26 protein-coding genes are annotated in these 23,454 nt (G+C 39.5%); 7 read left to right on the forward strand and 19 right to left on the reverse strand.

From position 1 onward, the window contains the following. The 4 genes from LJY09_RS21735 to LJY09_RS21750 form a co-directional block, all read right to left on the reverse strand. A complete protein-coding gene (locus LJY09_RS21735; protein ID WP_013059081.1) occupies nt 1–228 on the reverse strand; it encodes a YqzK family protein in 228 nt (75 codons plus the stop codon). Nucleotides 229–423: 195 nt separating this feature from the next. After that, nucleotides 424–876 (reverse strand): ferric iron uptake transcriptional regulator, encoded by a 453-nt coding sequence (locus LJY09_RS21740; RefSeq protein WP_013059082.1) that lies wholly within the window; start codon nt 874–876, stop codon nt 424–426. A 112-nt stretch (nt 877–988) separates the two neighbouring features. Continuing rightward, nucleotides 989–1,633, reverse strand: coding sequence for a stage II sporulation protein M (gene spoIIM, locus LJY09_RS21745; protein ID WP_025750451.1), 645 nt, complete (start codon nt 1,631–1,633; stop codon nt 989–991). A gap of 534 nt (nt 1,634–2,167) precedes the next feature. Then, nucleotides 2,168–2,719, reverse strand: coding sequence for an NUDIX hydrolase (locus tag LJY09_RS21750; RefSeq protein WP_028411551.1), 552 nt, complete (start codon nt 2,717–2,719; stop codon nt 2,168–2,170). Nucleotides 2,720–2,790: 71 nt separating this feature from the next. On the opposite strand from LJY09_RS21750, the gene mciZ reads away from it, so the two are divergent. Together mciZ and LJY09_RS21760 are read left to right on the forward strand one after the other, a co-directional pair. Continuing rightward, nucleotides 2,791–2,958, forward strand: coding sequence for a Z-ring formation inhibitor MciZ (mciZ, locus tag LJY09_RS21755; RefSeq protein ID WP_033579730.1), 168 nt, complete (start codon nt 2,791–2,793; stop codon nt 2,956–2,958). A gap of 93 nt (nt 2,959–3,051) precedes the next feature. After that, nucleotides 3,052–3,969 (forward strand): aldo/keto reductase, encoded by a 918-nt coding sequence (locus LJY09_RS21760; protein ID WP_028411552.1) that lies wholly within the window; start codon nt 3,052–3,054, stop codon nt 3,967–3,969. 27 nt (nt 3,970–3,996) lie between these two features. Here the strand turns inward: LJY09_RS21760 and LJY09_RS21765 are convergent, their stop codons facing one another. The 4 genes from LJY09_RS21765 to LJY09_RS21780 all read right to left on the reverse strand — a co-directional run bounded on the left by LJY09_RS21765 (nt 3,997) and on the right by LJY09_RS21780 (nt 7,114). Beyond that, on the reverse strand, nt 3,997–4,245 hold the full coding sequence (locus LJY09_RS21765; RefSeq protein ID WP_028411553.1) for a YqkE family protein: 249 nt from the start codon (nt 4,243–4,245) through the stop codon (nt 3,997–3,999). 64 nt (nt 4,246–4,309) lie between these two features. Continuing rightward, nucleotides 4,310–4,978: a CoA transferase subunit B gene (locus LJY09_RS21770; protein WP_028411554.1), complete on the reverse strand. Its 669-nt coding sequence runs from the start codon at nt 4,976–4,978 to the stop codon at nt 4,310–4,312. 20 nt (nt 4,979–4,998) lie between these two features. Next, the gene (locus tag LJY09_RS21775; protein ID WP_028411555.1) at nt 4,999–5,688 is read right to left on the reverse strand and encodes a CoA transferase subunit A; all 690 of its coding nucleotides are present in this window, start codon (nt 5,686–5,688) and stop codon (nt 4,999–5,001) included. A gap of 238 nt (nt 5,689–5,926) precedes the next feature. After that, on the reverse strand, nt 5,927–7,114 hold the full coding sequence (locus LJY09_RS21780; protein WP_028411556.1) for an acetyl-CoA C-acetyltransferase: 1,188 nt from the start codon (nt 7,112–7,114) through the stop codon (nt 5,927–5,929). Nucleotides 7,115–7,291: 177 nt separating this feature from the next. On the opposite strand from LJY09_RS21780, the gene LJY09_RS21785 reads away from it, so the two are divergent. Together LJY09_RS21785 and LJY09_RS21790 are read left to right on the forward strand one after the other, a co-directional pair. Continuing rightward, nucleotides 7,292–8,188, forward strand: a complete 897-nt coding sequence (locus LJY09_RS21785) for a hydroxymethylglutaryl-CoA lyase (RefSeq protein ID WP_028411557.1) — start codon at nt 7,292–7,294, stop codon at nt 8,186–8,188. Between the two features lie 68 nt (nt 8,189–8,256). Continuing rightward, nucleotides 8,257–9,168: an alpha/beta hydrolase gene (locus tag LJY09_RS21790; RefSeq protein WP_028411558.1), complete on the forward strand. Its 912-nt coding sequence runs from the start codon at nt 8,257–8,259 to the stop codon at nt 9,166–9,168. Here LJY09_RS21790 and LJY09_RS21795 read toward each other — a convergent pair. Beyond that, entirely contained in the window at nt 9,165–9,503 is a 339-nt protein-coding gene (locus LJY09_RS21795; protein ID WP_028411559.1) for an iron-sulfur cluster biosynthesis family protein, read from the reverse strand. The genes LJY09_RS21790 and LJY09_RS21795 overlap by 4 nt on opposite strands. Nucleotides 9,504–9,633: 130 nt before the next feature. Between LJY09_RS21795 and LJY09_RS21800 the strand changes: the two genes are divergently transcribed. Next, a complete protein-coding gene (locus tag LJY09_RS21800; protein WP_028410691.1) occupies nt 9,634–9,849 on the forward strand; it encodes a CDGSH iron-sulfur domain-containing protein in 216 nt (71 codons plus the stop codon). 73 nt (nt 9,850–9,922) lie between these two features. On the opposite strand, the gene LJY09_RS21805 is transcribed toward LJY09_RS21800, so the two are convergent. Beyond that, nucleotides 9,923–10,717, reverse strand: coding sequence for an SDR family NAD(P)-dependent oxidoreductase (locus LJY09_RS21805; RefSeq protein ID WP_028411560.1), 795 nt, complete (start codon nt 10,715–10,717; stop codon nt 9,923–9,925). Between the two features lie 23 nt (nt 10,718–10,740). After that, nucleotides 10,741–11,697: an MBL fold metallo-hydrolase gene (locus LJY09_RS21810; protein ID WP_028411561.1), complete on the reverse strand. Its 957-nt coding sequence runs from the start codon at nt 11,695–11,697 to the stop codon at nt 10,741–10,743. A gap of 268 nt (nt 11,698–11,965) precedes the next feature. On the opposite strand from LJY09_RS21810, the gene proI reads away from it, so the two are divergent. Then, entirely contained in the window at nt 11,966–12,814 is an 849-nt protein-coding gene (gene proI, locus LJY09_RS21815; RefSeq protein WP_028411562.1) for a pyrroline-5-carboxylate reductase ProI, read from the forward strand. Between the two features lie 137 nt (nt 12,815–12,951). Then, nucleotides 12,952–13,968, forward strand: coding sequence for an NADPH dehydrogenase NamA (gene namA / locus LJY09_RS21820; protein ID WP_228307424.1), 1,017 nt, complete (start codon nt 12,952–12,954; stop codon nt 13,966–13,968). Between the two features lie 28 nt (nt 13,969–13,996). Here namA and rnz read toward each other — a convergent pair whose 3' ends face one another. The 8 genes from rnz to preA all read right to left on the reverse strand — a co-directional run bounded on the left by rnz (nt 13,997) and on the right by preA (nt 23,446). Then, entirely contained in the window at nt 13,997–14,926 is a 930-nt protein-coding gene (gene rnz / locus LJY09_RS21825) for a ribonuclease Z (RefSeq protein WP_028411564.1), read from the reverse strand. A gap of 68 nt (nt 14,927–14,994) precedes the next feature. Further along, nucleotides 14,995–16,353 (reverse strand): aspartate aminotransferase family protein, encoded by a 1,359-nt coding sequence (locus tag LJY09_RS21830; protein WP_028411565.1) that lies wholly within the window; start codon nt 16,351–16,353, stop codon nt 14,995–14,997. 93 nt (nt 16,354–16,446) lie between these two features. Next, a complete protein-coding gene (locus tag LJY09_RS21835; RefSeq protein WP_228307425.1) occupies nt 16,447–17,916 on the reverse strand; it encodes a CoA-acylating methylmalonate-semialdehyde dehydrogenase in 1,470 nt (489 codons plus the stop codon). A gap of 207 nt (nt 17,917–18,123) precedes the next feature. Further along, entirely contained in the window at nt 18,124–19,755 is a 1,632-nt protein-coding gene (locus LJY09_RS21840) for a PucR family transcriptional regulator (RefSeq protein ID WP_034327230.1), read from the reverse strand. Nucleotides 19,756–19,894: 139 nt separating this feature from the next. Then, nucleotides 19,895–20,086, reverse strand: coding sequence for a hypothetical protein (locus LJY09_RS21845; protein WP_013059103.1), 192 nt, complete (start codon nt 20,084–20,086; stop codon nt 19,895–19,897). Between the two features lie 395 nt (nt 20,087–20,481). After that, on the reverse strand, nt 20,482–20,694 hold the full coding sequence (locus tag LJY09_RS21850) for a hypothetical protein (protein ID WP_028411568.1): 213 nt from the start codon (nt 20,692–20,694) through the stop codon (nt 20,482–20,484). A 33-nt stretch (nt 20,695–20,727) separates the two neighbouring features. After that, a complete protein-coding gene (hydA, locus tag LJY09_RS21855) occupies nt 20,728–22,146 on the reverse strand; it encodes a dihydropyrimidinase (RefSeq protein ID WP_033579723.1) in 1,419 nt (472 codons plus the stop codon). A gap of 19 nt (nt 22,147–22,165) precedes the next feature. Continuing rightward, nucleotides 22,166–23,446: an NAD-dependent dihydropyrimidine dehydrogenase subunit PreA gene (gene preA, locus LJY09_RS21860; protein WP_028411570.1), complete on the reverse strand. Its 1,281-nt coding sequence runs from the start codon at nt 23,444–23,446 to the stop codon at nt 22,166–22,168. Nucleotides 23,447–23,454 lie beyond the last annotated feature (8 nt).

Genomic DNA, 23,454 nt, shown 5'->3' on the forward strand with positions numbered 1-23,454 from the left:
CTACTCCCCGTTTTGATAAAACATAAATAAACGCTCCAGCCACGTCTGATCTTTGTTCACACTTGCTTGCATGACCTTAACTGCTGAACCCGACGGCTCATCATAACGTTTATAATTTTGATACTCTTGAGATACCCATATCATTCCAAAATAAAACAAAAGAGTAAACCCGGTAAATAAGATAAATACTTTACATGTATTATATACCATTTCAGCCCATGATTTCATGAAACAATTCCTCCAATTTTTGATTCTATTAGAAGATATGCCAATTGGGACAGGTTTTATACATGTTTCTTGCCTTTATACGCTGAGTTCTCTCCTTGTCATTTCCTTCCTTTCTATAAAACCATATAGCTTGTAACCTCGTTATTTTTTCTATTTATGTACAACAAAAAACCTTCTCCATTATGGAAAAGGCTTTTACTGCTTGTCTTCTTTATCCTGACAGCGATGGCAAATGCCATGAAATGTCAAGCGGTGATCTTTAATTTTAAAATTCCATTGCTTTTCCACAATTTCTTCAACGTCTTCAAGCAAATCTTCTTGAATTTCGTCCACAGATCCACATTCCATACACACAAGGTGATGATGAAAGTGTGCGGCTCCTTCTTGTCTTAAATCGTAGCGAGAAACGCCATCGCCAAAGTTTATTTTATCAACAATTTTAAGTTCAGTTAACAATTCTAACGTACGATAAACAGTTGCCAATCCAATTTCCGGAGACTTTTCCTTGACGAGGAGATATACATCTTCGGCACTTAAATGATCCTCTTCATGTTCAAGAAGTACTCTTACAGTCGCCTCACGTTGAGGTGTCAATTTATAGCTAGCTGAGTGCAACTGCTGCTTAATTCGCTCAATTCGACTTTCCATAATTATTCCCTCCCTCGCCATTCACTAATCCATTATATCAGATGTGTCGAGGGTGTCAAAATAAAGTTATTCTTAATAAGAAAAAAGAATTCTTTTTATTTAATACTTATTCTTACTTATTTAATAGAGCCATTACACTTTTCATTAAAGTAGGTGATACGTAAGCTTCAACTGTAGCTGCACAGGCAACCAAGCATATCATTGCAATCATCGTGCCGCTATAGCGTAAAAAGGATGCAGAAATTGGCTCCGCTGCTTTTTTAAAAAACTGCTGCCGCACGAGCTTCAAAGAAAAGGCAACTGAAGCTGCAGACAGAATCAGAAATGCCGGTATGAGAAAGATATTTTGCGGCATAACAGATACAAAAGATAGCGCAAACCCAGAGAGTCCCATTTGATTGACTAAAAAGCCTACGGTAAAACCAATCACCATTCCTTTTAAAAACAGCAGAATTAACACTACAGGCAAACCAATAATAGCAATTCCTAGTATCCAAATGAGCCCTAAGTATTTAACATTGTGAAAAAAACTTTGCTGAAACATTTCAACGCTGCTTGCTACTTCCCCACTCTTTACCTGTCCGAAAAACCGGTTTAAATAGAAGTACAGGTCTTCTTTTTGATCAAGCGTCAAACTATTTACAACAATAGCCCCAAAAATGATTCCCATTAAAAACAGCACGGTTACAAATAAATAAATAGAACTGTTTTCTTGAAAATGTCTTGCATACGATAATGGCAATTGTTTTTTTCTCATCGTCTTCCTCCTATTAATCGCTTAATAGAGTGTATGATAGAGTACAAAAACTATGCCAAGAATCTTTTAAATCTATCACATAAAAAAGAGATTAAGACATAATGAAATTAATCTAATCTAAATAAGAACAAATGAGATAGTATGGATAGCTTGTGACACCGCTGTTGATTTTCATGCAAGGCTTCGCTTTCCGCGGGCGGCCGGTGAGCCTCCTCGTCGCGTACGCTCCTGCGGGGTCTCACCTATTCCGCTTTTCCCGCAGGAGTCTTCGCCTTGACCTCCAATCAACCGCTAGAACCAACTACATAAATGAAAGCTACGTTCACCATCAACTTAAAAAAAATCCGAACGAATTTGATTCTAAATCAAGAATCTCTATTTATCGTTCGGATTTTTCTTCAACTAATATATGGTTGTCACACATTTTTTAAGCTAGAGATACGCGCATGCCTGTTTTTTCTCACATCAAATGACGTTTCAATGTAAACCTCTAAATTGCTAGATTGCCGTACGTATGTAAAAGAAAAAACTCTCTTACTCTCCTAATCCGCTTTTTAACTGTAAGTACTGCACAGCATATGCTGTTTTTGCATCGTAAATTTCTTTGTTTTGAATAAGAGTAAGGGCCTCATCTACAGTAACTTCCATCACTTCAACAAATTCATCTTCGTCCAATTCCGCTTTGGTGGTCATCACTTTTAAATCTTCTGCTAAATAAACGTGAACCAACTCATCTGCAAAACCTGGCGATGTGTAAAAAGAAATAATATGGCTAAGGGAATCTGTTGTATAGCCCGTTTCTTCTTCTAACTCACGTTTTGCCGTTACAATCGGCTCTTCTCCTTTTTCCAGCTTGCCGGCTGGAATTTCCACTAAAATACGATCCATCGGTCTGCGATACTGTTTGACCATAACCATTTTATGATCGCTTGTTAACGCAATGACAGCGACAGCTCCAGGATGCTTAACTACTTCTCTTGTACTCGTTTTTCCGTTCGGAAGCTCTACTTCTTCTAAGTACAAATCAATCACTCTGCCTCCAAACAGCTTTTCAGAAGACCGCATTTTTTCTGTTAAATGATCCATTTTCTCCACCTCGTTCTATTTTTTTGACTCTTACATATATTCTATCATACGAATCTTGGGAGGTAGAAAAAATGAAAGTTTATGTTCACGAGAAGCAAATCATTTTAGTCGGTAAAGCATGGGAAATTAAGCAAAAGTTAAAAGAATACGGCGAACAATTTCAGTATGTTGATGAGTGGACGAACGCTATCTCTCAAAATTTTAATTCTTACAAACAACAAGCAGACTGCAGACACTAATTGTGCTGCAGTTTTTTAATCTTCTTATTTGAGTTTCTCTCTATCATAGCGCTACAATAGATAGAAACAAGTAAAAAATAAGGAGTGGCATATATGGAAAAAAGACGCTTAGGTACTTCAGATTTGCTGGTCAGTACATTAGGTTTAGGATGCATGTCTCTTGGCACGGAACAGAAACACGCTGTCAATATGATTGATGAAGCTCTGGAATATGGCATTAATTATTTTGATACAGCAGATTTATATGACTTTGGCTTAAACGAGGAGTTTGTGGGACAAGCTTTAAAAAACCGCAGACATGATATTGTTTTAGCCACAAAAGTAGGAAATCGCTGGAATGATGCAAAAGACAGCTGGACGTGGGATCCGTCTAAAGCTTACATAAAAGATGAAGTAAAAGAAAGCCTGCGCCGGCTTCAAACGGATTACATCGATTTATATCAACTGCACGGAGGGACTGTTGAAGACAATATTGAAGAAACGATTGAAGCATTTGAAGAATTAAAACAAGAAGGCGTCATTCGCTACTATGGTATTTCATCTATCCGGCCGAATGTGATTCGAGAGTATGTGCAAAACTCTTCTATTGTCAGTGTCATGATGCAATATAGCTTGTTAGACAGACGTCCTGAAGAAAGTGCACTTCCCCTTTTGCACGATAACGGCATTAGCGTTGTAGCCAGAGGTCCAGTAGCCAAAGGGCTGCTAACCGAAAAAGGAGAGCAAAAGCTTGCTGCATTCGAAGGTAAGGGATACTTAGACTATAGCGGTACGGAATTATCAAAAACGATTGAAGCATTTCGTCACGTACGACCAAATCACTCTCTGAATTCAACTGCACTTCAATACTGTTTAGCTAATCCTACGGTAGCCTCAGTTGTAGCGGGAGCAAGCTCTTCTTCACAGCTTCGTGAAAACGTAAAGGCTGTCGAGACCTCCCCCCTACAGCCTACTGAAGTTAACAAACTGCACTCGATCTTTAAAGCAAACCAATATGAAGCTCATCGTTAAAAAATAAAAGCGCCTTTATCGGCGCTTTTATTTTTTAAATTCGGACCAGTTCATATCACTTTCATTTAACAGCTCTTCAAACGATTTATGTTTTTCTTTTTCTTTTCGAATTCGAGCAGCTTCTTTACGTTCTGTTTCTTTCTGCTCTTCTTCTTTTAAAGAAAGCGCCTGTTTTTTAGCCTGAAGCTGTTTTAATAAGCTATCATTTAGCTGATCTTTGATACTGAGCTGATCATTTTGTTTTTGTGCTGATTGTTTTTGCTTTTTTTTAGCCATCACAATTCCCCCGCTACTTTAATTGAGAGATATTGTATCATATTCTTGCTTTTGTTACCAAAAATCAAAATGCATCTAGTTTTACATGTTCATCAATGATTAAAGTTGGCTCTGTAGACTGTTGAATATCTTCTACCGTATAGCCTTTCGCTACTTCGACAAGTTTTAGGCCTTCTGCCGTAATGTCAATGACCGCTCGATCTGTAATAATACGATCTACTACCCCTTTTCCTGTCAGAGGGAGGGTGCACTCATTTAAGATTTTAGGTTGGTCTTTTCTCGTCACATGTTCCATAATAACAATGATGCGCTGCGCTCCATGAACTAAATCCATTGCACCGCCCATTCCTTTAATCATTTTTCCAGGAATCATCCAGTTAGCTAAGTCACCAGTTTTTGAGACTTCCATGCCTCCTAAAATCGCAATATTAATATGCCCTCCGCGAATCATGCCAAACGATTCAGCACTGTCGAAGTAAGAAGCCCCTTTTGTCGCCGTTACGGTTTCTTTGCCTGCATTAATTAAATCAGGATCTACTTCTCCTTCTTTCGGATATGGTCCAATGCCTAACAGACCGTTTTCGGACTGAAGCACAACCGTTTTATTATCTGAGATATGATTAGCCACAAGCGTTGGAATACCAATTCCAAGGTTTACATAAAATCCGTCCAAAATTTCTTTTTCAGCACGTTTTGCAATTCGCTCTCTCACGTTCACGCCGTTTTCAATCATGAAAAATCTCTCCCCTTTTGTTATTTTTGAACGGTTAAACGCTCAATACGTTTTTCTTGTTCACCAATAATTAACGATTGAACATATACACTAGGTGTGTGGATAATATTTGGATCAAGTGAACCTGTTGGATGAAGTTCCTCTACTTCTGCTATCGTCACTTTTCCTGCTGCTGCAATCATTGGGCTGAAATTGCGCGCTGTCTTGTTATACACTAAATTCCCCATATGATCGGCTTTCCAAGCTCTAACCAAACTAAAATCAGCTTTTAACGCCTCTTCTAGTAAATATTCTTTCCCATCAAACACACGAACTTCTTTTCCTTCAGCAATGGGTGTTCCCACTCCCGCTGGTGTATAAAATGCAGGTATGCCCGCTCCGCCGGCGCGAATCTTTTCAGCTAGCGTGCCTTGAGGTAGCAATTCTACTTCAATTTCTCCTGACAATACTTGTCTTTCAAACTCTTTATTTTCTCCCACGTAAGAGCCAATCATCTTTTTAATTTGTTTGTTTTTCAGAAGCAGTCCAAGTCCCCAGTCGTCTACGCCGCAGTTATTTGAAATTACGGTTAAATCTTTTACCCCTGTTTCAACTAACGCTAAAATCAAATTCTCCGGAATTCCACATAAACCAAAACCACCGACCATCATCGTAGCACCGTCGTGAATATCTTTCACCGCTTCTTTAAACGACGTATGTACTTGTTTCATACATAACCACCCCTTCGTTATTTTTGAAAACGCTTTCTAATCTATTATAAAAGATTTTTATTTCTTTTTAAATATATATATAACTAAAAATTATAATTTAATCATTTTTTTGTCAAAAAAGTTATATTAGTAGACAAAATTCAAAGAAAAACAAAAACGCCACGAGTTCCAAAGCAGTATGTTTGGAATCTGTGGCGTTGTGATATAGCTTTAATGTTTGTTAAAGCTATATCAAAAATTAAGGACGTTCAACGATTGTTGCAACACCTTGGCCTCCGCCAATACATAACGTTGCTAAACCAAGTTTTGCGTCGCGTTTTTGCATTTCATGAATAAGTGAAACCAGGACACGTGTACCACTTGCACCAATAGGATGTCCAAGCGCAATTGCTCCACCGTTTACATTTAAAATATCATGGTTAAATTGAAGTTCACGATCCACAGCGATTGACTGTGCAGCGAATGCTTCGTTTGCTTCTACTAGTTGAACGTCTTCTAATGAAACAGCAGCTCTTTCAAGCGCCTTTTTCACTGCGCTTACAGGACCGATTCCCATAATGCTTGGGTCTACTCCAGCAGTTGCATTAGCTTTAATAGACACTAATGGTGTTAGGCCTAACTCGTCTGCTTTTTTACGGCTCATTACCACTACTGCAGCTGCACCGTCATTGATACCAGATGCATTACCAGCTGTTACTGAACCGTCTTTTTTGAAAGCTGGACGTAGCTTTCCTAGACTTTCAGCCGTTGTGCCTGCGCGTGGGAACTCATCTTGTTCAAAAATTGTTACTTGGCCTTTTCTTCCAGGCACTTCTACTGGCACAATTTCATCTGCGAAACGGCCAGATTGAATAGCTGCTTCTGCTTTTTGCTGACTTGAAGCTGCAAATGCATCTTGTTCGTCGCGAGTAATTTCATATTTATCACACAGGTTTTCAGCTGTAACGCCCATATGGTAGTCGTTAAATGCACACCATAATCCATCTTGGATCATGCTGTCGACTACTTTTTGATCGCCCATTTTAAACCCGTTGCGTGCATTTTTTAATAGGTATGGTGCTTGGCTCATGTTTTCCATTCCACCAGCAACAATCACATCAGCATCCCCAGCAAGAATCGCCTGTGTAGCGAGATGTACTGCTTTTAGTCCTGATCCGCATACTTTATTGATGGTTAATGCTGAAACAGTTTCAGGTAACCCTGCTGCTAAAGTTGCTTGTCGTGCTGGATTTTGTCCTAAACCTGCTTGTAAGACATTTCCCATAATAACTTCATCTACTTCGTTTGCTGATACCCCTGCTTTGTTTAAAGCTTCTTTAATTACAGTACCACCTAAAGTTGTTGCGGATACATTTTGTAAGCTTCCCCCAAAGCTGCCGATTGCTGTACGTACAGCGCTTACAATGACTACTTCTGTTTGACCCATGTCGAAAACCTCTCCTTACTGTTTGATTACTGTGATTAACTGTCACTTGTATTAATTTCGACATCGCTTGCGAAATTCCTCTTTTTTTGTAAAAATTTATAATTTTTATTGAATTTTAATTTTTTAGAATTAAAATAAATATTAGTAAGCGTTTACATTGTGGGAGGAGAGCGGTTTATGGGATTTCCTGAAAAAGTAACAATTATAGAAGTTGGTCCACGAGATGGACTTCAAAATGAAAAAAATTTTGTTCCAACTGATAAAAAAATTAATTTTATCAAAAAATTAAAAGAAGCTGGACTATCTGAAATCGAAATTACATCCTTTGTTTCTCCAAAATGGGTTCCTCAAATGAAAGATGCTTCTACTATTGCACCTATATTCCAGCCTGATACATGCCGAAACATTGTACTGGTGCCGAATCAAAAAGGCTTGGAAAAGGCACTGCAAGCTGATTGCCGCTCGGTTGCGCTTTTTATTGGCGTAAGCGATACTTTTAATCAAAAAAATATTAACAAAAACACCGAAGAAGCTGTCCAAACGCTGCTTCCTCTCATTCAGCAGCTTAAGCAGCAAGAATGTTTTATTCGCACCTGCATTTCCACCGCCTTTTATTGCCCATATGAAGGAAAAATAAATGAACGTGACGTGCTGAGCCTTTGCGAAAGCTTTGTGGAAGCTGGAGTAGATGAGCTAAGCGTTGCCGATACAATTGGCATGGCAAATCCTAAAGATGTATTTTCACTTTTCTCGAAATTAAAACAAAGTTTTTCCCACACGCTACTTGCTGCGCACTTTCACGATACGAGAGGATTGGCTATTGCCAATATCTATGCAGCTCTGCAAGCCGGTATTAACAGGTTCGATTCATCCGCTGGCGGGCTAGGAGGATGTCCATTTGCTAAGGGAGCAACGGGAAACGTAGCTACCGAAGATCTTGTCTTTATGCTTCATGAAATGGGTATTTCCACTTCTATTAATGAAGAAAAGCTGCTCGAAGCGGTCGATTTTATCGCTCCTTACATTTCAAGACCGATTGAAAGCAAGCAATACTCTTTATTTGCACAGCGTTAAAAATTAGGTTTTTATGAGAGCGATGCTATAATAACTAATAGCTATATTAACAAAAGGAGCCGCTAATCATGAAAAAATGGCTATTATTAGTAGGAAGCGTTCTCGGAGCATTTGCCGCTCTTGGCATCTTTTTTACAAATCAAATGATGTACATCCGTAAAAAGACCGACAAAGTTATTATTGACCGCGATACGGAAGATGGCTTTTATGATGAGAAAGTCTATAGCACTCTTCCTAAAGAAGCATTTGTACTTCCTTCTTCTCTAGGCTATAACATAGCTGGAACCGTTATTAAACAACACGATAACAACCGATTTATGATTCTTTCACATGGAGTCACAGTTCATTCACTGAATTCTATGAAATATGCTCGGCTTTTTCTGAAGCTTGGATGGAACGTCGTTCTTTATGATCATCGCCGTCACGGCAAGTCTGAAGGGAAAACAACGAGCTACGGCTATTATGAAAAGCTGGACCTTCAATCTGTTGTTCACTGGGTAAAAGAACAATTCGGTTCAACTATTTCCCTTGGGATTCACGGGGAGTCTATGGGAGCTGCGACCACTCTTTTGTATGCTGGAATGGAAGACGGAGCTGATTTTTATATTGTCGACTGCCCTTTTTCAGACTTGGAAGAACTTCTTGCCTATCGCTTAAAACAAGATTTCCATCTGCCCAAACAGCTTGTGATGCCAGCAGCCAATATTATTTTAAAATGGCGAGAAGGCTATTCATTTAAAGACGTATCCCCCATTTCAGTCGTAGATCAAATAAAACATCCTGTTCTGTTTATCCATAGTAAAGAAGATGACTATATTCTTCCTAAAATGACGGAGCAGCTGCATGCCAAAAAAATGGGTGCAAAACGGATGTATTTGGCACCTGTAGGCACTCATGCCCGCTCGTATGCTGATAATCCAGGGGAATATGAACAAGTTATTGAATCATTTTTAGAAAAAATACAAAAAGAAGCGCATTAAAGCGCTTCTTTTGTTTTATCGATGAATGACATGCGCGGATTTAAAATTTGAGAAGGACATTTTAGCATAAACGCATATGCACTTTCATTGTAGTCAACCGTCATATTATCATCTAGAAATACTTGCTTTGTTTTTTCGACAAGAACGGGAACAAAATTCGTCTCGATGGTCACATCATCGCTCTCTTTTTCATCAACAATCCATAGCGTCGTTACACCGCTCACCACACAGCCGCATCCATCCGTATCGTATTTCAATTTTAAATATAGTGAAGAATCTTTTCCGTACTTTTCTTGTATTTTTGTTATTGCTTTATCTGTAAAGGTAATATTCATTTTCCTTTAACTCCTTTTAAACTAATTGTATAAACAAACGAAAATTGCTTATATAATGAGTATAATACACATCTTGCTTTCATTAAACTCTGGCGCTTCATATAGGTGTGTACAAAAAGGAGGTTTTTCTATGTCAAAAGTACAAATTAAAGTAATGGATAACGGTTCTTTCCGTGTCACTGGAGACGTTGAATTAATTGATGCAGACGGCAATAAATTTGAAACAAAGCCGACATTTTCACTATGCCGATGTGGCCAGTCGCAAAAGATGCCCTTTTGCGACGGAAATCATAAAGGAAAATTCGACTCTTGTGTGCGCGCTGCAAAAGTTTTAGACGAGCAGTAGATTCATAGAAATACAGCTTTACTGAACGAAAGCATTAACGAAAAACATTGATAACCTGTGATTAAAGCACAGGTTATTTTCTATTAAACGCATCCCCTGCCAATTTTTCTACGAGCCCCGGGGCAAGCTGATACACCTTCGAACCCATGTTCATCCACTTAGGCAAGTTGACTTCTCGTTTTGATTTCCCAATAATATTGACCGTTTTTTCAGCTACGTATTGAGGTTTTAACATAAACTTTTCTACACTTTTTTCATAGTTTCCTGACTGATCCGCTATTGAAAAAAAGTTGGTTTGAATAGGACCTGGATTCACTGCGGTTACATAGATATCCGTTTTTGCTAATTCCATTCGCAGGCTGTTGGTAAACCCTAGCACGGCATGTTTAGAAGCTGAATAGCCACTGGATTTAGGCGTTGCTAGTTTGCCTGCTTGAGAAGCAATGTTAATAATATGTCCTTTGTTTTCTTTTAGCATATAAGCTAAAATTTCTTGTGTACATGCAATTAATCCAATAACATTGACTTGAAACATTGATGCAATTGTCGAAATGGATGCTTCTTTCACTTCTTCAAATACACCAAAGCCTGCATTATTAATCAGCACATCAACACGCTTAATTTCACTTATCATTTTCTGAACAACACTTCTGACTTCCTCTACGTTCGCTACGTCAGCTTTATATATGTAAGAGGTAATCCCATACTTTTGATTAATTTGCTCAGCTACTCGCTGCAGCTTTTCTTCTGTACGTGCAAGTAAAACGGGGACGCCCCCTCTTTTGGCCACTTCATAAGCTAAATGTTCTCCAAGACCTCCTGAAGCGCCTGTAATCACGACATGTTGGTTCTTTAACGAGGATTTCAAATATAACACACCTTTTTTGTAAGTTAAGAGCACACAGAATAAATAAGCGTACTTTCCTTTTCATGTGTACTGATTTTATTTGCATCTTCTAAAAAATCGAGCTGACCAATTGTTTCAGAAAGAGTTAGCCCTAGTTCTTTTTCATAAATAGTAGGAAATAGCTGTTTGCAAATATCAAACGCTGTTTGAGGGCGTTCTTTTATCATGCTAAGCACTTTATCCGCTCGGTCGCTTTGCTTTTGTAACCTCTCTTGTACAAGTTCACGGACATGTAATACTTCATCTCCATGACCTGTATAGATACAGCTTATCTCTAAGTCAAGCAGACGTCTTAACGAATGATTATATTGAAGAAGCGTTTTAGGCCGCTCGCCGCTTGGTTTCATAGGAGGTTCAATAAGCGGATTAGATGAAATATGCTTTAACAGCAAATCTCCTCCAATCATAACCGCTGTTTTTTCATTGTATAATGCAATATGGCTTTGAGCATGACCGGGCACTTCAAGCACTTTCCAACTCTCTAGGCCCGGAATGTAATCTCCTTCCTGCACAGAAGTCGTAAGAGAACGGTGACATGAATACTTCATTGATGCTTTTAAACGTTTTAAATAGGGGCGAAATCTTTCATCTACGCCCGCTTTCATAAAGTGATCTTCAAAAAACGCATCGTACCACTCAAAAAAATCCGGATTCTGAGAGATCCAAGGCTGATTTTTCGCATGACCGACTATGGCGATATCTTTATCAAAAAAATCAAGCATTCCTACGTGATCAGGATGGTGATGAGTTAGGACAACTTGTTTAATATCATCTGGTTTTAATCCTATTTCATTAAGCTTTTCTTTAAATACAGACCACGCTGCCTCCGTTTTAATACCAGCATCGATTAGCGTAACGGTCTGACCTTTTATAACAAAAACATTCACATCTCCTACCGCAAAAGGAGTAGGCAGCACAATTTTATACAATTGCTCATTCATCTGTATTTTTGCTCCTTTACCATCGCATTTTCTTTTAAGTTTACACGATTTTTCCCCTTATTTATACAATTGCTTTCGTTTTCTGAAAATTACATTGACATCCCTCTCTTTTTCATTGCATAATGACAGAAATATAGTGAAGTTTTATTCATATCTTTAGATAACTATGCATTTTATAAAGAAGAGATACACAAACACAAACCTTTAACAGATACTGAAATTTCAGTATCTGTTTTCATTGGATAGCAAATGACTGGAGGAAATTTTAATGAAAACGGATTTAAACATCGCCTTTATTGGAGCTGGATCAATGGCTGAAGCCATGATCTCAGGGCTGCTGTCAGATAAAAAGCTTCGCCCCAATCAAATCACCGTAACAAATCATAGCAGCGATAAAAGACTTCACGAACTTCGAAACGCCTATGGAATTAACATTACGCGTAATCATGCCTTGTTCATAGAAAAAAGCGATATCGTCGTGCTTGCTATTAAACCAAAAGACGTAGCCGAAAGCATCAATACGATTAAGTCCTATATTCGTCCCCATCACCTCGTTCTCTCTGTTTTAGCGGGTGTATCGACTGCCACAATTGTAAACTTGTTTGACCAAGAAGTAGCGGTTGTAAGAGCTATGCCAAATACATCTGCTTCTATTGGATTATCGGCTACAGCCATTGCACCCGGGAAGTTTGCTACAGCGGAGCATATGAACGTTACTACTGCTTTATTTGAAACGATTGGTACGGTTACAACTGTAGAGGAAGAGCAGCTTCACGCTGTAACAGGACTATCTGGAAGCGGCCCAGCGTATGTCTATTATTTAGTAGAAGCAATGGAAAAAGCAGCTGAAAAACAAGGCTTGGATACGTCAGTGTCAAATGAACTAATTCTTCAAACGCTTATCGGTGCTGCAGAAATGCTGAAACAGTCACCTAAAACACCGGCCGTACTTCGAAAAGAAGTTATGAGTCCTGGCGGTACAACAGAAGCAGGAATCGAACAGCTTATTTCTCATAACTTCCAAGAAGCGATGATGCAGTGTATTGAACAAGCTACCATTCGCTCTAAATATTTAGGAGATACGATTGACGAAAAAATCTCGAGTAAACGTTCGTAAAGGTTCACCTCTTTCTAAAAAAAGAAAGAGGTTTTTTTATGATTAAAAATGGATAAGCAGATTATGTGAAAGATATTTCAATGCGGTGATATAATAACTTTTGTTTAGAGTATCGAAATAATTGGAGGTTAAACCGAATGACAACAAAACTATTTTCACCTTATACAGTGAAAGACGTAACATTAAAAAACCGAATTGTAATGTCACCAATGTGCATGTATTCATGCGAAAAAGAAGACGGAGTAGTAACCGACTTTCATATGGTTCACTACACAACTCGCGCGGTTGGACAAGTAGGTCTCATTATGGTTGAAGCCTCAGCTGTCGTCCCACAAGGTTGTATTTCAGCTCAAGACTTAGGGATTTGGAATGATGAGCAAAGAGATGGATTAACAAAACTTGTGACACAGCTAAAAGAAAACGGTGCAAAAACGGCCATTCAACTTGCACACGCAGGACGTAAAGCAACTGTTGAAGGCGATATTTATGCTCCTTCTGCGATTGCTTTTGATGATAAAAGTAAAAAACCTGTGGAAATGACCACAGAACAAATTCATGAAACGATTTCTGCCTTTAAAGAAAGCGCTCGACGCTCAAAGGAAGCTGGATTTGATATTATCGAGCTTCACGCGGCACACGGTTATTTAGTACATCAATTCCTATCACCGCTAAGCAATAAACGCAGCGACGAATATGGCGGCAGCGCAGAAAACCGCTATCGTTTCTTAAAGGAAATTATTGACGCTGTGAAAACAGAGTGGGACGGTCCTTTATTTGTCCGTGTTTCTGCTTCTGACTATACAGAAGGCGGATTAACAGTCGATGATCACGTTGTATTTGCAAAATGGATGAAAGAACAAGGCGTCGACTTAATTGACGTTAGTTCCGGTGCTCTTGTACATGCTCCAATTAACGTATACCCTGGCTATCAAGTTCCGTTTGCAGATAAAATTAAGCAGCAGGCAAATATTGATACAGGCGCAGTTGGATTAATTACAACTGGACGACAAGCTGAAGAGGTTTTACAAAGCGAACGCGCTGATTTAATTTTTGTTGCGCGCGAACTTCTGCGCGATCCGTACTTCCCGCGCACGGCGGCAAAAGAATTAAATGAAACACTTTCAGCACCCGTTCAGTACGAACGCGGATGGTAAAAAAAGCCGAGGATATCCTCGGCTTTTTTTATGAAATCGTAAACCTTTTTAAGTCTTCTGCTATATCGGTATTCGGAAAAATTTCTTTTGCTCCTTCTGCTAACTGGCTGACTGCGTCTCCTTGGTAACGCGAACTGATATGAGATAAAATAAGACGCTCGGCCGATGCTGTTTTAGCAATTTCAGCGGCTTCTTTTGCAGTAGAATGAAAATAGTTGTAAGCAAGCTCCTCGTCTCCCGCTGCAAACGTAGCTTCATGGATTAACACATTCGCATGCATAGCAAGCTGAACACTTTGCGTGCACCTTCTTGTATCTCCTAAAACCGTGATGACCTTCCCTTTTTTAGGTTCTCCTACAAACTCTTGTCCATTGATTAGACGCCCATCTTTTAATACTACTTCTTTCCCTTCTTTTAACTGCTGATAATGAGGCCCTGGGGGAATATTCATTTCTCTTAAACGCTGAACGTCCAGTGACCCTGGCAAATCTTTTTCGACAACGCGATATCCATAAGATAAAATGCCATGTTCAAGTTTGCCAAACTTCACTGAAAAAGTTTCATCTTCAAAAATCGTTCCACTTTCACTTTCCTCTTCTATTTCAACAACCTCTAGAGGATATTGCAGATGAGTTTGACTTACAGCCAGCGTGACTTCAATAAATTCTTTAATTCCTTTTGGCCCGTATACAGTAAGCAGCGATTCTCCGCCTTGAAACGAACGGCTTCCAAGGAGTCCAGGTAAGCCATAAATATGATCACCGTGAAGGTGCGTAATAAAAATTTTCTCAATTCGTCTCGGTTTAACGGTTGTATGTAAAATTTGATGCTGCGTTGCTTCTCCGCAATCAAAAAGCCACACCGCCCCTCTTTCTTGCAAAAGTTCGAGCGCAAGAGATGAAACATTCCGCTGTTTTGCTGGTACTCCTGCACCCGTTCCTAAAAATAACAATTCCATTTTCTACTTCCTCCTTCACACGCACAAAAAGCCTGTAAGTATATTATACAGGCTTTTTGCAAACTTACCTATTTGATGCTGTCAAGCGCATACGTAATAGTAGCTAATAACAGCTCAATATCACTTTCCTCAATGTTGAGCGGCGGCGAGAGCGTGAGAACATTATTATAGCCGGCTACCGTTGCTCCATTTTTCCCAATAATGACTCCTTTGCTTTTACATTTAGCAATCACTTCATTTACAAGATTAACGTCTAGCGGTTCCTTCGTTTGCTTATCAGCTACAAGTTCAATTCCGATTAAAAGCCCTTTACCTCTTACATCTCCAACGTATGGGTGGCTATCAATAAGCGGCGTTAGCTCACTTAATACGTAAGCCCCGAGCTGTTTAGAACGATCAAACAGATTTTCTCTTTCCATAATTTCTAAATTCTTTAATGCCAGTGCACACGCAGCCGGGCTTCCTCCAAATGTATTAACGTGACGAAAATACTCGTACTGATCGCTATCTTTGAACGCTTCATAGATTTCTTTTTTAACAGCAGTTGCCGAGAGCGGAAGATATGCGCTTGTAATTCCTTTTGCCATGGTAATGATATCTGGTTTTACATCGTAGTTCATAAAACCAAAGGCTTCTCCTGTACGTCCAAAGCCGCAAATAACTTCATCTACAATTAGAAGTGCACCGTGTTTTTCACACGTTTCTTTTACGCCTTTCATATAATTTTGAGGCGGTAAAAGAATTCCTCCACCTGTAATAATTGGCTCCATAATAACAGCGGCAATCGTTTCGCTTAGCTCCCATGTCATGACATTGTCAATATCTTTTACAGATTGAAGCTCTTCTTTTGGCGCATGGTAGTCATCTTGCCCTCGGTATGAATCAGGCGGCGCAACGTGAATAAAGCCAGGAGCAAGCGGTTCATATTTATATTTACGCTGAGCTTGGCCCGTTGCTGCTAGTGCGCCCATTGAATTTCCGTGATACCCTCGGTAACGCGAAATAAATTTGTAGCGAGAATGCTCTCCTTTTTGCTGATGGTATTGACGCACAATTTTAAAAGCCGTTTCATTTGCTTCAGATCCGCTATTTGAAAAGAAGATAACATAGTCATCACCTAGCATTTCATTTAGCTTCTCTGCTAGTTTGATAGCAGGTACGTGAGATTGAGTGAGCGGAAAATAAGCCAGTTCTTTTAGCTGCTCGTAAGCTGCGAGCGCTAACTCATCCCGTCCATACCCGGTATTTACACACCAAAGCCCTGCCATTGCATCTAAATAGCGATTTCCTTGTTCATCTGTAATCCAAGCACCTTTTGCTTTTGTAGCTACCATCGTTGCATCCGGACTGTATGGTTTCATTCCATGCCATACATACTGCTCATCTTTTGCACGCAGATCTTTTTCATTTTGACTGACCTGTACCATCTTATCCACTCCCAAATCGCTAGCGCGGTATTTTTTTCTGTATGAAAAGACTTCGACAAAATGCCGAAGCCACTTGCTATATTCATCTATATGTTAAAAGTCAAAGCGTGATGTAACCATCTTTTTACGTGTAAAGAAGTTCAAACCGTCTTTGCCGTTTACATGCAAATCTCCGTAAAAAGAGTCTTTCCAGCCGGAGAATGGGAAGAAGGCCATCGTAGCAGGTACTCCTACGTTAATGCCGAGCATACCCGCATCTGCTTCTTCTCTAAATTGACGCACCGCTTTTGCATCTTTTGTATAAATCGTTGCTCCATTTCCAAAACGAGATTTTTCCATATAGCGAAGTGCTTCATCTAATGTGTCAGCGCGAAGCAAGCTTAGTACAGGTGCAAAAATCTCTTCTTTAGCAATGGTCATATCAGGAGTTACGCGGTCAAAAATGGTTGCTCCTAAGAAATTTCCTTCTGCATGTTCATCCATTTCTTTACGTCCGTCACGAATGAGTTTCGCCCCTTCTTTCATGCCAAGTTCAATATAATCCAGCACCTTATCACGGTGCTCTTTTCGAATCACGGGCGTTAGAAGCACTTCATCATCAAATCCGCTTCCCATAATTAATTCATCTGCTTTTTGCTTTAATTTCGCGACGAATTCATCTCCTTTTTCACCAACTACGACCACCGCGCTGCAAGCCATGCATCGCTGGCCGGCACTTCCATAAGCCGAGCTGATAATATGGGATACCGCTTTATCCATATCGCAGTCTGGCATCACAACATGATGATTTTTAGCTCCGGATAAAGCCTGAACTCGTTTCCCTTGAGCTGCAGCTTGTTCATAAACATACTTTGCTACCGGCTGCGATCCGACGAATGAAATCGCTTTAACTTTTTCGTGCTCTATTAATCCATTCACGACATCATGTGCCCCGTGTACAATATTTAATAATCCATCCGGTGCTCCTGCTTCTGTAAAAAGTTCAGCAAGTCGCGTTGCTAAAAGCGGCGTTCGCTCAGACGGTTTTAATACAAACGTATTTCCACATACAATGGCAAGCGGGAACATCCACAGCGGTACCATCATTGGAAAATTAAAAGGTGTGATGCCTCCGACAACACCAAGTGGGAAACGGAACATTTCAGAATCAATTTCTTCCGCTATGTTATTTAATGATTCTCCCATTAATAAAGTAGGAGCACCCGCAGCAAACTCCACGCATTCAATACCGCGCTGTACTTCACCGTAAGCTTCTTTAAAAGCCTTGCCGTTTTCTTGTACAACTAATTTCGCTAACTCTTCGTGATGCTTAACTAGTAAATGCTGAAACGCAAACATTAATCTTGCTCGTTTTGGAGCAGGAACGTTACGCCATGTTTCAAATGTTTTTTGCGCTGTTTCCACCGCATTGGCTACGTCTTCTTTTGTAGAAAGCGGTACTTTTGCAATTACTTCGCCCGTCGATGGATTAATTACCTCTCCAAATTTTTGCCCTGCCGTATCAACCCATTTTCCGCCCACGTAATTTTTTAAAACTTGCGTATCATTATTCACAACTGACATATCGCTTGGCCTCCTCAAAAAATAAGAAATGACAAATCTACCTTTATTATTGAATAAATAAATGGTGGTTGCATTAGACAAAATGTGAAACAACTCTAGATTCTCGTTTCACATTTTGCGCAGTGAACTCGGAGAAAGCATGAACTAAAATGAACATATAGTAAAATCATCCTCAACATAAAAAAACAGCTGTTTCCAGCTGCTTACTTATCCGTTTATAAATTCCGCACGCGACTTTTTCATCATAAACAAATATTCATATGCCATAATCATAAATTCAATCGCCAATCGTTTTTCCGGCTCCATAAAATCTTCACCCAGCAGCTTTTCTAGTTTTTCAATGCGGTGATACAGCGTTTGCCGCACAATGTATAAACGCTTAGCCGTCTCTTGTTTAGATCCGTTGCATGCTAAATAAATTTTTAATGTTTCCATGAGTTTTGCATTGTACGTTTCATCATATGTAATAACGGGCTGCAGATATTCAAACACCACTTCCTGTAAGTCTTCATGCTGATGTAAAAGCGAAATAATTCGGTACATATGCAAATCATCATAAAAATGAATAATGGTTTGTTTTTGCAGCATTTCTTGAATCGAAATTGTTTCTTTAGCCGTTTCATAGCTTTTATGCATACAGTCAAGCTGTTCACAGTATTGGCCAATTCCGATAAAGCTAATAGCGTTCCGCTTTGAGTTTTCATCCGATTCGTATTGATTCATCCAGCGGTGAAGGCTGCTTTCTAATCTCTCTCTCCACGTGCTAACCATTCGTTTGTTCAAAAGAATAAATAACACTTCGCGATTTCGCTCGGAGACTAATAAGTGAAAGCCTTCTTGTTCAAAGATGCTTCGTAAGATCAGCTTAAAATACGTTCGATCAAACTTTTCCCGTCTTTGCCACTTACAGCAAACAACGATACCCCCGCGAATAGGAGAATCTGAACACACCTCGTGCATAGAATCTTTTATTTGTTCAAGAGTTAGCTCTCCGTTCATCCATTTCGTCATCCATTCAGTTTCATCTACTCTTTTTTTCTCTTCGACATACAAGTCCTTCAAAAAATGCTGAGCAAGTGCAGTTGCCGTCCGATCAACGGTGAGCACTTCAAGTTCTGTTAACGCTTCATTTATAGAGGCGACATACAGCTGAGCATAATCTTGTCCTAATAAATGAATAGGCTGCTCATTAAAATGCGGACTCTCATTTTCCCTGCTTATATAATGAAGTAGAAGCTGCTGTTTGAGTAAGTCCATCTCCGGAGCAAAGGTAAATAATTCATTTGAAACTTTAAGGCCGACAAGAAGCCCCGTAGATTCATATAAACACTGTAAGATAACGGCCGGGTCATTAACTGTTAACAGCAGCTGATTTAGCCGATGAGAATACTGTTCTAAATCGGAAATCATTTGATAATGCTGATTAATTAAAAGTGAGTGAACATCTTGCGTAATTTCAACGAACGGAACTTCTTCGTGAAATAAAATAATCGGAAAATCACATTCGTTCGCTTTATCAATGACAATTTGCGGAATCTTAGAAGTATAAGTGCCAAGTTCAATACACAGTCCTGATGCCTTACAAGAAATTAATTGCTGAAGAAATGATAAACAAGATTGAGGATCTTCTCCCCAGCCTACCCCTGTTGATAAAATGAGCTCGTTTCCTTTTAGCAGCTCATTAATGCGCGTCACTTCCATCACGTGCACCCACTTCACAGAATTAGTAAGCCCTTTCTCTCCAGCTATTACTTCACAGTTTACAAAATGTTTCCTTGTTAAAATCTCTGTTACTGTTAAATATGATTTCAAGTCAACACCGCCCCTAGCGAATTTCACATCATGTCTCCTGGATCATTAACGCGTATTTCGCATATGTGTAGAACAAAAGCTATATCTTCTTACATTATATTAAATATTTAGAAGAAATAAAATATTTAATAAAAGAAACGAAAAAAGCTGTAACGATAATGGATCGTTACAGCTTCTGAGCCGTTTGCTGTAATTTATTAAAAAAACCGTGGCGCTTAACCGCTTGTTCTTTAATTCGGTGAATTTCTTTTTTATAAAAACGCAAATCTTGTAGTGACACTGCATTTAACATTTCCATTTTTAATTTATCAATAATTTTTGTTTCTTCTTGTGTCATACACTGCGTAGCTTGATCCATCCGTGTCACACCCTTTTTATATTTAATAGATTTATTGTGAAAACGTTCTACTATAATATTTACTACAATTTACTAGATAACTAAACCTTTTCTCTTTCGATGTAAACGAAATGTAACAACTGTAATACAGTCAATGGATAATATCTAGTTATTTTGTTTCACATCCAAAACGAAAAAAACACAAAAACGGATCACTTTTGTCAGCCAATATAGTAAAAAACTTATAGGTCTTAGTAAACAAAGAAAGGGATTGAGACATAACTAAATTACTTCCATCAACATCTAGGAGCTCCTGCATACGTGAAACCTACGTTCACCCTACCAATAAAAAAATCCGAACGATTCATCGTTCGGATCTTCCTTCAGCTAAAATAATTTTGTCTCAGCCTTCGTTTTTATACTTGTTGAATCAGTAAGGATGAAAAATACTTTCTAGCATCCGCCGTCAATATATGAAGCGTTTCTTGTTCGGTTTGATTCTTTTCGATGCGTTCAAACGTCACAAACGCCCCGCTTAGATTCTCTGTTACAGCCGTTATTTTAAATCCTTTTTGCAGCAAAAAATCAATCTTTTCCCGCTCTGCCATATATTCATGGTAACTTGACATTCCCCTGCCTCCAATCTATTTTGGCATCTGTTTTTATAACGTTAATTTTTCAGCTTCGTTAGCCGTGTTTAACTCATTAAACTTTGCTCTTTTTGTATACTGTCCATAGCCTTTTTGACCGACAAACTGCTTATCTTTTACGACAAATTCTCCTCGGCAAAGCACTGAAACCGGCTCACCTGTAACTTTCATTCCCTCAAATGCGCTATAATCAACTGCCATATGATGCGTTTTAGCTGAAATCGCACGTTCAACAGAAGGGTCAAATATAAGCAGATCCGCGTCTGCACCAACTGCTATCGTTCCTTTTTTCGGATACAGTCCGAACAGCTTCGCGATTTTTGTTGACGTTATATCCACAAACTGATTGATATTAATTCGGTTTTTCACTACTCCTTCTGAAAATAAAAGGCTCATGCGATCCTCGATAATAGGTCCTCCGTTTGGAATCTTTGTAAAATCTCCTTTTCCTAGATCTTTTTGACCGTTAAAATCAAACGAGCACTGATCTGATCCAATCGTTTGCAAGTCGCCATTACGCAGGGCATTCCACAAAACATCTTGGTTCCATTTTTCACGTAAAGGCGGCGACCATACGTATTTTGCTCCTTCAAAATCCGGTTTCTCTAAATAGGTTTGGTCAAGCGTCAAATACTGCGGACACGTTTCGCCCCAGATATTTACGCCTTTTTCCCTTGCTTCAGCAATCTTTTTAACTGCTTCAGCGCAAGATACGTGAACAACATAGAGCTGTGAGTCAGCAAGCTCGGTTAGCACTGCGGCTCTTCCCGTAGCTTCTCCTTCTATTTCCGGAGGACGAGTGAGTGCATGATAGATAGGATCAGTTTGTCCTTGCTCCAGCGCTTTTGCCGTTAAATACTCAATAACATCTCCATTTTCAGCATGTACCATCACAAGCGCCCCTAGTTTTTTAGCTTGCACTAGCGTTTGGTAAAGGGTAGCATCGTCTGCTTGAAAAACATTTTTATAGGCCATGAACACTTTAAAAGAAGTAATTCCTTCTTTTTCAATAATCGTAGGAAGCTCATTTAATACATCTTCCGTGATTTCTCCAATCATTAGATGAAAGCTGTAATCGATAGCCGCTTTTCCTTTTGATTTTTCATGCCATGTGCCGATCGCTTTTTGGAGCGGTTCGCCTTTATTGGTTAAGCAAAAATCAATAACAGTTGTCGTACCTCCAAAAGCTGCTGCTCTTGTACCTGTTTCAAAGTCGTCTTTTGTAACGGTCCCTCCAAACGGCATATCCAAATGAGTATGGGGATCGATGCCTCCTGGGAATACATAGTTGCCTTTTGCATCAATCACTTCGCATCCCTGTTCTTCAAAAGCTGAGCCAATTGCCGAAATCACTCCATTTTCAATTAAAATATCGGCTTTATACGTATCTGTTGCTGTGACTATGACACCATTTTTAACGATTTTCTTCATTTCTTCATCCCCTTTGTATTTATACGTCCAATCGCTGTGCAGCCGTCGCTTGTAAAGCAGCTTGGCGTTCATTCCACGTCATTGGCGGTTGTTCATTTGGTAATTCAACCATAGATATAGCTCCGTCCACAGGACATACAATCGAACATAAATTACAGCCTACACAATCTTCTTCTCGTACTTTTAAATAAGGTTTCCCTGAAGGATCTTTCAACATATCAATACATTGGTGAGAAGTATCTTCACAAGAAATATGACACTTATTGCAGTTAATACACGTATCAGGGTCGATGCGAGCCACTACTTTATAATTGAGATCTAAGTTGCCCCAGTCGGAATATTTTGAAACGGCTTTCCCTACAATATCGCTTACTTTTTCGATTCCTCTTTCATCCAAGTAATAGTTGAGACCTTGAATCATATCCTCTACAATGCGGAATCCGTGATGCATAGCAGCTGTACATACTTGCACACCTGTAGCACCCATGAGCATAAATTCCACTGCTTCTTGCCAGTTCGAAACGCCCCCCATACCAGATATTGGAACGTTAATAAACGGACTTCTTGCACATTCAGCAACCATGTTTAATGCAATCGGCTTAACAGCCGGGCCGCAATAGCCTCCGTGAGCGCCTTTTCCCGCTACGTGTGGAATTGTATTCCATGAATGAATGTCTACTCCTGCTAAACTATTAATGGTGTTAATCATACTAACAGCGTCAGCACCGCCTCGAACCGCTGCTTCTGCTGTAACGGTGATATCTGTGATATTTGGGGTTAATTTAACAATGACCGGTGTTTGAGCAACTTCTTTAGCCCAATACGTTTGTTTTTCAACCAAATCAGGGACTTGCCCAGAGGCAGCACCCATCCCTCGTTCTGCCATTCCATGCGGACAGCCAAAGTTCAGCTCTAGTCCATCCACTCCTACGTCTTCTACTTTTTTGACAATCTCATGCCATTTTTCTTGCTGAGGCTCTACCATAAGAGAGGCAATAATTGCGTGGTTAGGAAACTTCTTTTTCGTTTCATAGATTTCCTTCAAATTAACTTCAAGCGGACGATCGGTGATTAACTCAATATTGTTAAAGCCGGCTACGCGCTGACCGTTGAAGCCAACGGCAGCAAATCGAGAGGAAACATTTAAAATCGGATCACCAAGCGTTTTCCAAACTGCGCCTCCCCATCCTGCTTCAAATGCACGCTGCACTTGATAACCTGAATTGGTTGGCGGTGCGGATGCCAGCCAAAACGGATTTGGTGATTGAATACCTGCTAAATTTGTTGTTAAATCTGCCATAGATTTCT

The sequence above is a fragment of the Priestia sp. J2 genome, from assembly GCF_020790095.1.
Taxonomy (GTDB): domain Bacteria; phylum Bacillota; class Bacilli; order Bacillales; family Bacillaceae_H; genus Priestia; species Priestia zanthoxyli.

What these genes read in the sequence shown, in the direction of transcription:
- namA (WP_228307424.1), top strand. Translation starts at nt 12,952, where the DNA reads ATGACAACAAAACTATTTTCACCTTATACAGTGAAAGACGTAACATTA.
- LJY09_RS21735 (WP_013059081.1), bottom strand. Translation starts at nt 228, where the DNA reads ATGAAATCATGGGCTGAAATGGTATATAATACATGTAAAGTATTTATC.
- LJY09_RS21775 (WP_028411555.1), bottom strand. Translation starts at nt 5,688, where the DNA reads ATGAAACAAGTACATACGTCGTTTAAAGAAGCGGTGAAAGATATTCAC.
- LJY09_RS21770 (WP_028411554.1), bottom strand. Translation starts at nt 4,978, where the DNA reads ATGATTGAAAACGGCGTGAACGTGAGAGAGCGAATTGCAAAACGTGCT.
- proI (WP_028411562.1), top strand. Translation starts at nt 11,966, where the DNA reads ATGAAAACGGATTTAAACATCGCCTTTATTGGAGCTGGATCAATGGCT.
- hydA (WP_033579723.1), bottom strand. Translation starts at nt 22,146, where the DNA reads ATGAAGAAAATCGTTAAAAATGGTGTCATAGTCACAGCAACAGATACG.
- LJY09_RS21740 (WP_013059082.1), bottom strand. Translation starts at nt 876, where the DNA reads ATGGAAAGTCGAATTGAGCGAATTAAGCAGCAGTTGCACTCAGCTAGC.
- spoIIM (WP_025750451.1), bottom strand. Translation starts at nt 1,633, where the DNA reads ATGAGAAAAAAACAATTGCCATTATCGTATGCAAGACATTTTCAAGAA.
- LJY09_RS21800 (WP_028410691.1), top strand. Translation starts at nt 9,634, where the DNA reads ATGTCAAAAGTACAAATTAAAGTAATGGATAACGGTTCTTTCCGTGTC.
- LJY09_RS21830 (WP_028411565.1), bottom strand. Translation starts at nt 16,353, where the DNA reads ATGGTACAGGTCAGTCAAAATGAAAAAGATCTGCGTGCAAAAGATGAG.
- LJY09_RS21835 (WP_228307425.1), bottom strand. Translation starts at nt 17,916, where the DNA reads ATGTCAGTTGTGAATAATGATACGCAAGTTTTAAAAAATTACGTGGGC.
- LJY09_RS21810 (WP_028411561.1), bottom strand. Translation starts at nt 11,697, where the DNA reads ATGAATGAGCAATTGTATAAAATTGTGCTGCCTACTCCTTTTGCGGTA.
- LJY09_RS21790 (WP_028411558.1), top strand. Translation starts at nt 8,257, where the DNA reads ATGAAAAAATGGCTATTATTAGTAGGAAGCGTTCTCGGAGCATTTGCC.
- LJY09_RS21785 (WP_028411557.1), top strand. Translation starts at nt 7,292, where the DNA reads ATGGGATTTCCTGAAAAAGTAACAATTATAGAAGTTGGTCCACGAGAT.
- preA (WP_028411570.1), bottom strand. Translation starts at nt 23,446, where the DNA reads ATGGCAGATTTAACAACAAATTTAGCAGGTATTCAATCACCAAATCCG.
- LJY09_RS21750 (WP_028411551.1), bottom strand. Translation starts at nt 2,719, where the DNA reads ATGGATCATTTAACAGAAAAAATGCGGTCTTCTGAAAAGCTGTTTGGA.
- LJY09_RS21760 (WP_028411552.1), top strand. Translation starts at nt 3,052, where the DNA reads ATGGAAAAAAGACGCTTAGGTACTTCAGATTTGCTGGTCAGTACATTA.
- LJY09_RS21765 (WP_028411553.1), bottom strand. Translation starts at nt 4,245, where the DNA reads ATGGCTAAAAAAAAGCAAAAACAATCAGCACAAAAACAAAATGATCAG.
- LJY09_RS21850 (WP_028411568.1), bottom strand. Translation starts at nt 20,694, where the DNA reads ATGTCAAGTTACCATGAATATATGGCAGAGCGGGAAAAGATTGATTTT.
- LJY09_RS21795 (WP_028411559.1), bottom strand. Translation starts at nt 9,503, where the DNA reads ATGAATATTACCTTTACAGATAAAGCAATAACAAAAATACAAGAAAAG.
- mciZ (WP_033579730.1), top strand. Translation starts at nt 2,791, where the DNA reads ATGAAAGTTTATGTTCACGAGAAGCAAATCATTTTAGTCGGTAAAGCA.
- LJY09_RS21845 (WP_013059103.1), bottom strand. Translation starts at nt 20,086, where the DNA reads ATGGATCAAGCTACGCAGTGTATGACACAAGAAGAAACAAAAATTATT.
- LJY09_RS21780 (WP_028411556.1), bottom strand. Translation starts at nt 7,114, where the DNA reads ATGGGTCAAACAGAAGTAGTCATTGTAAGCGCTGTACGTACAGCAATC.
- rnz (WP_028411564.1), bottom strand. Translation starts at nt 14,926, where the DNA reads ATGGAATTGTTATTTTTAGGAACGGGTGCAGGAGTACCAGCAAAACAG.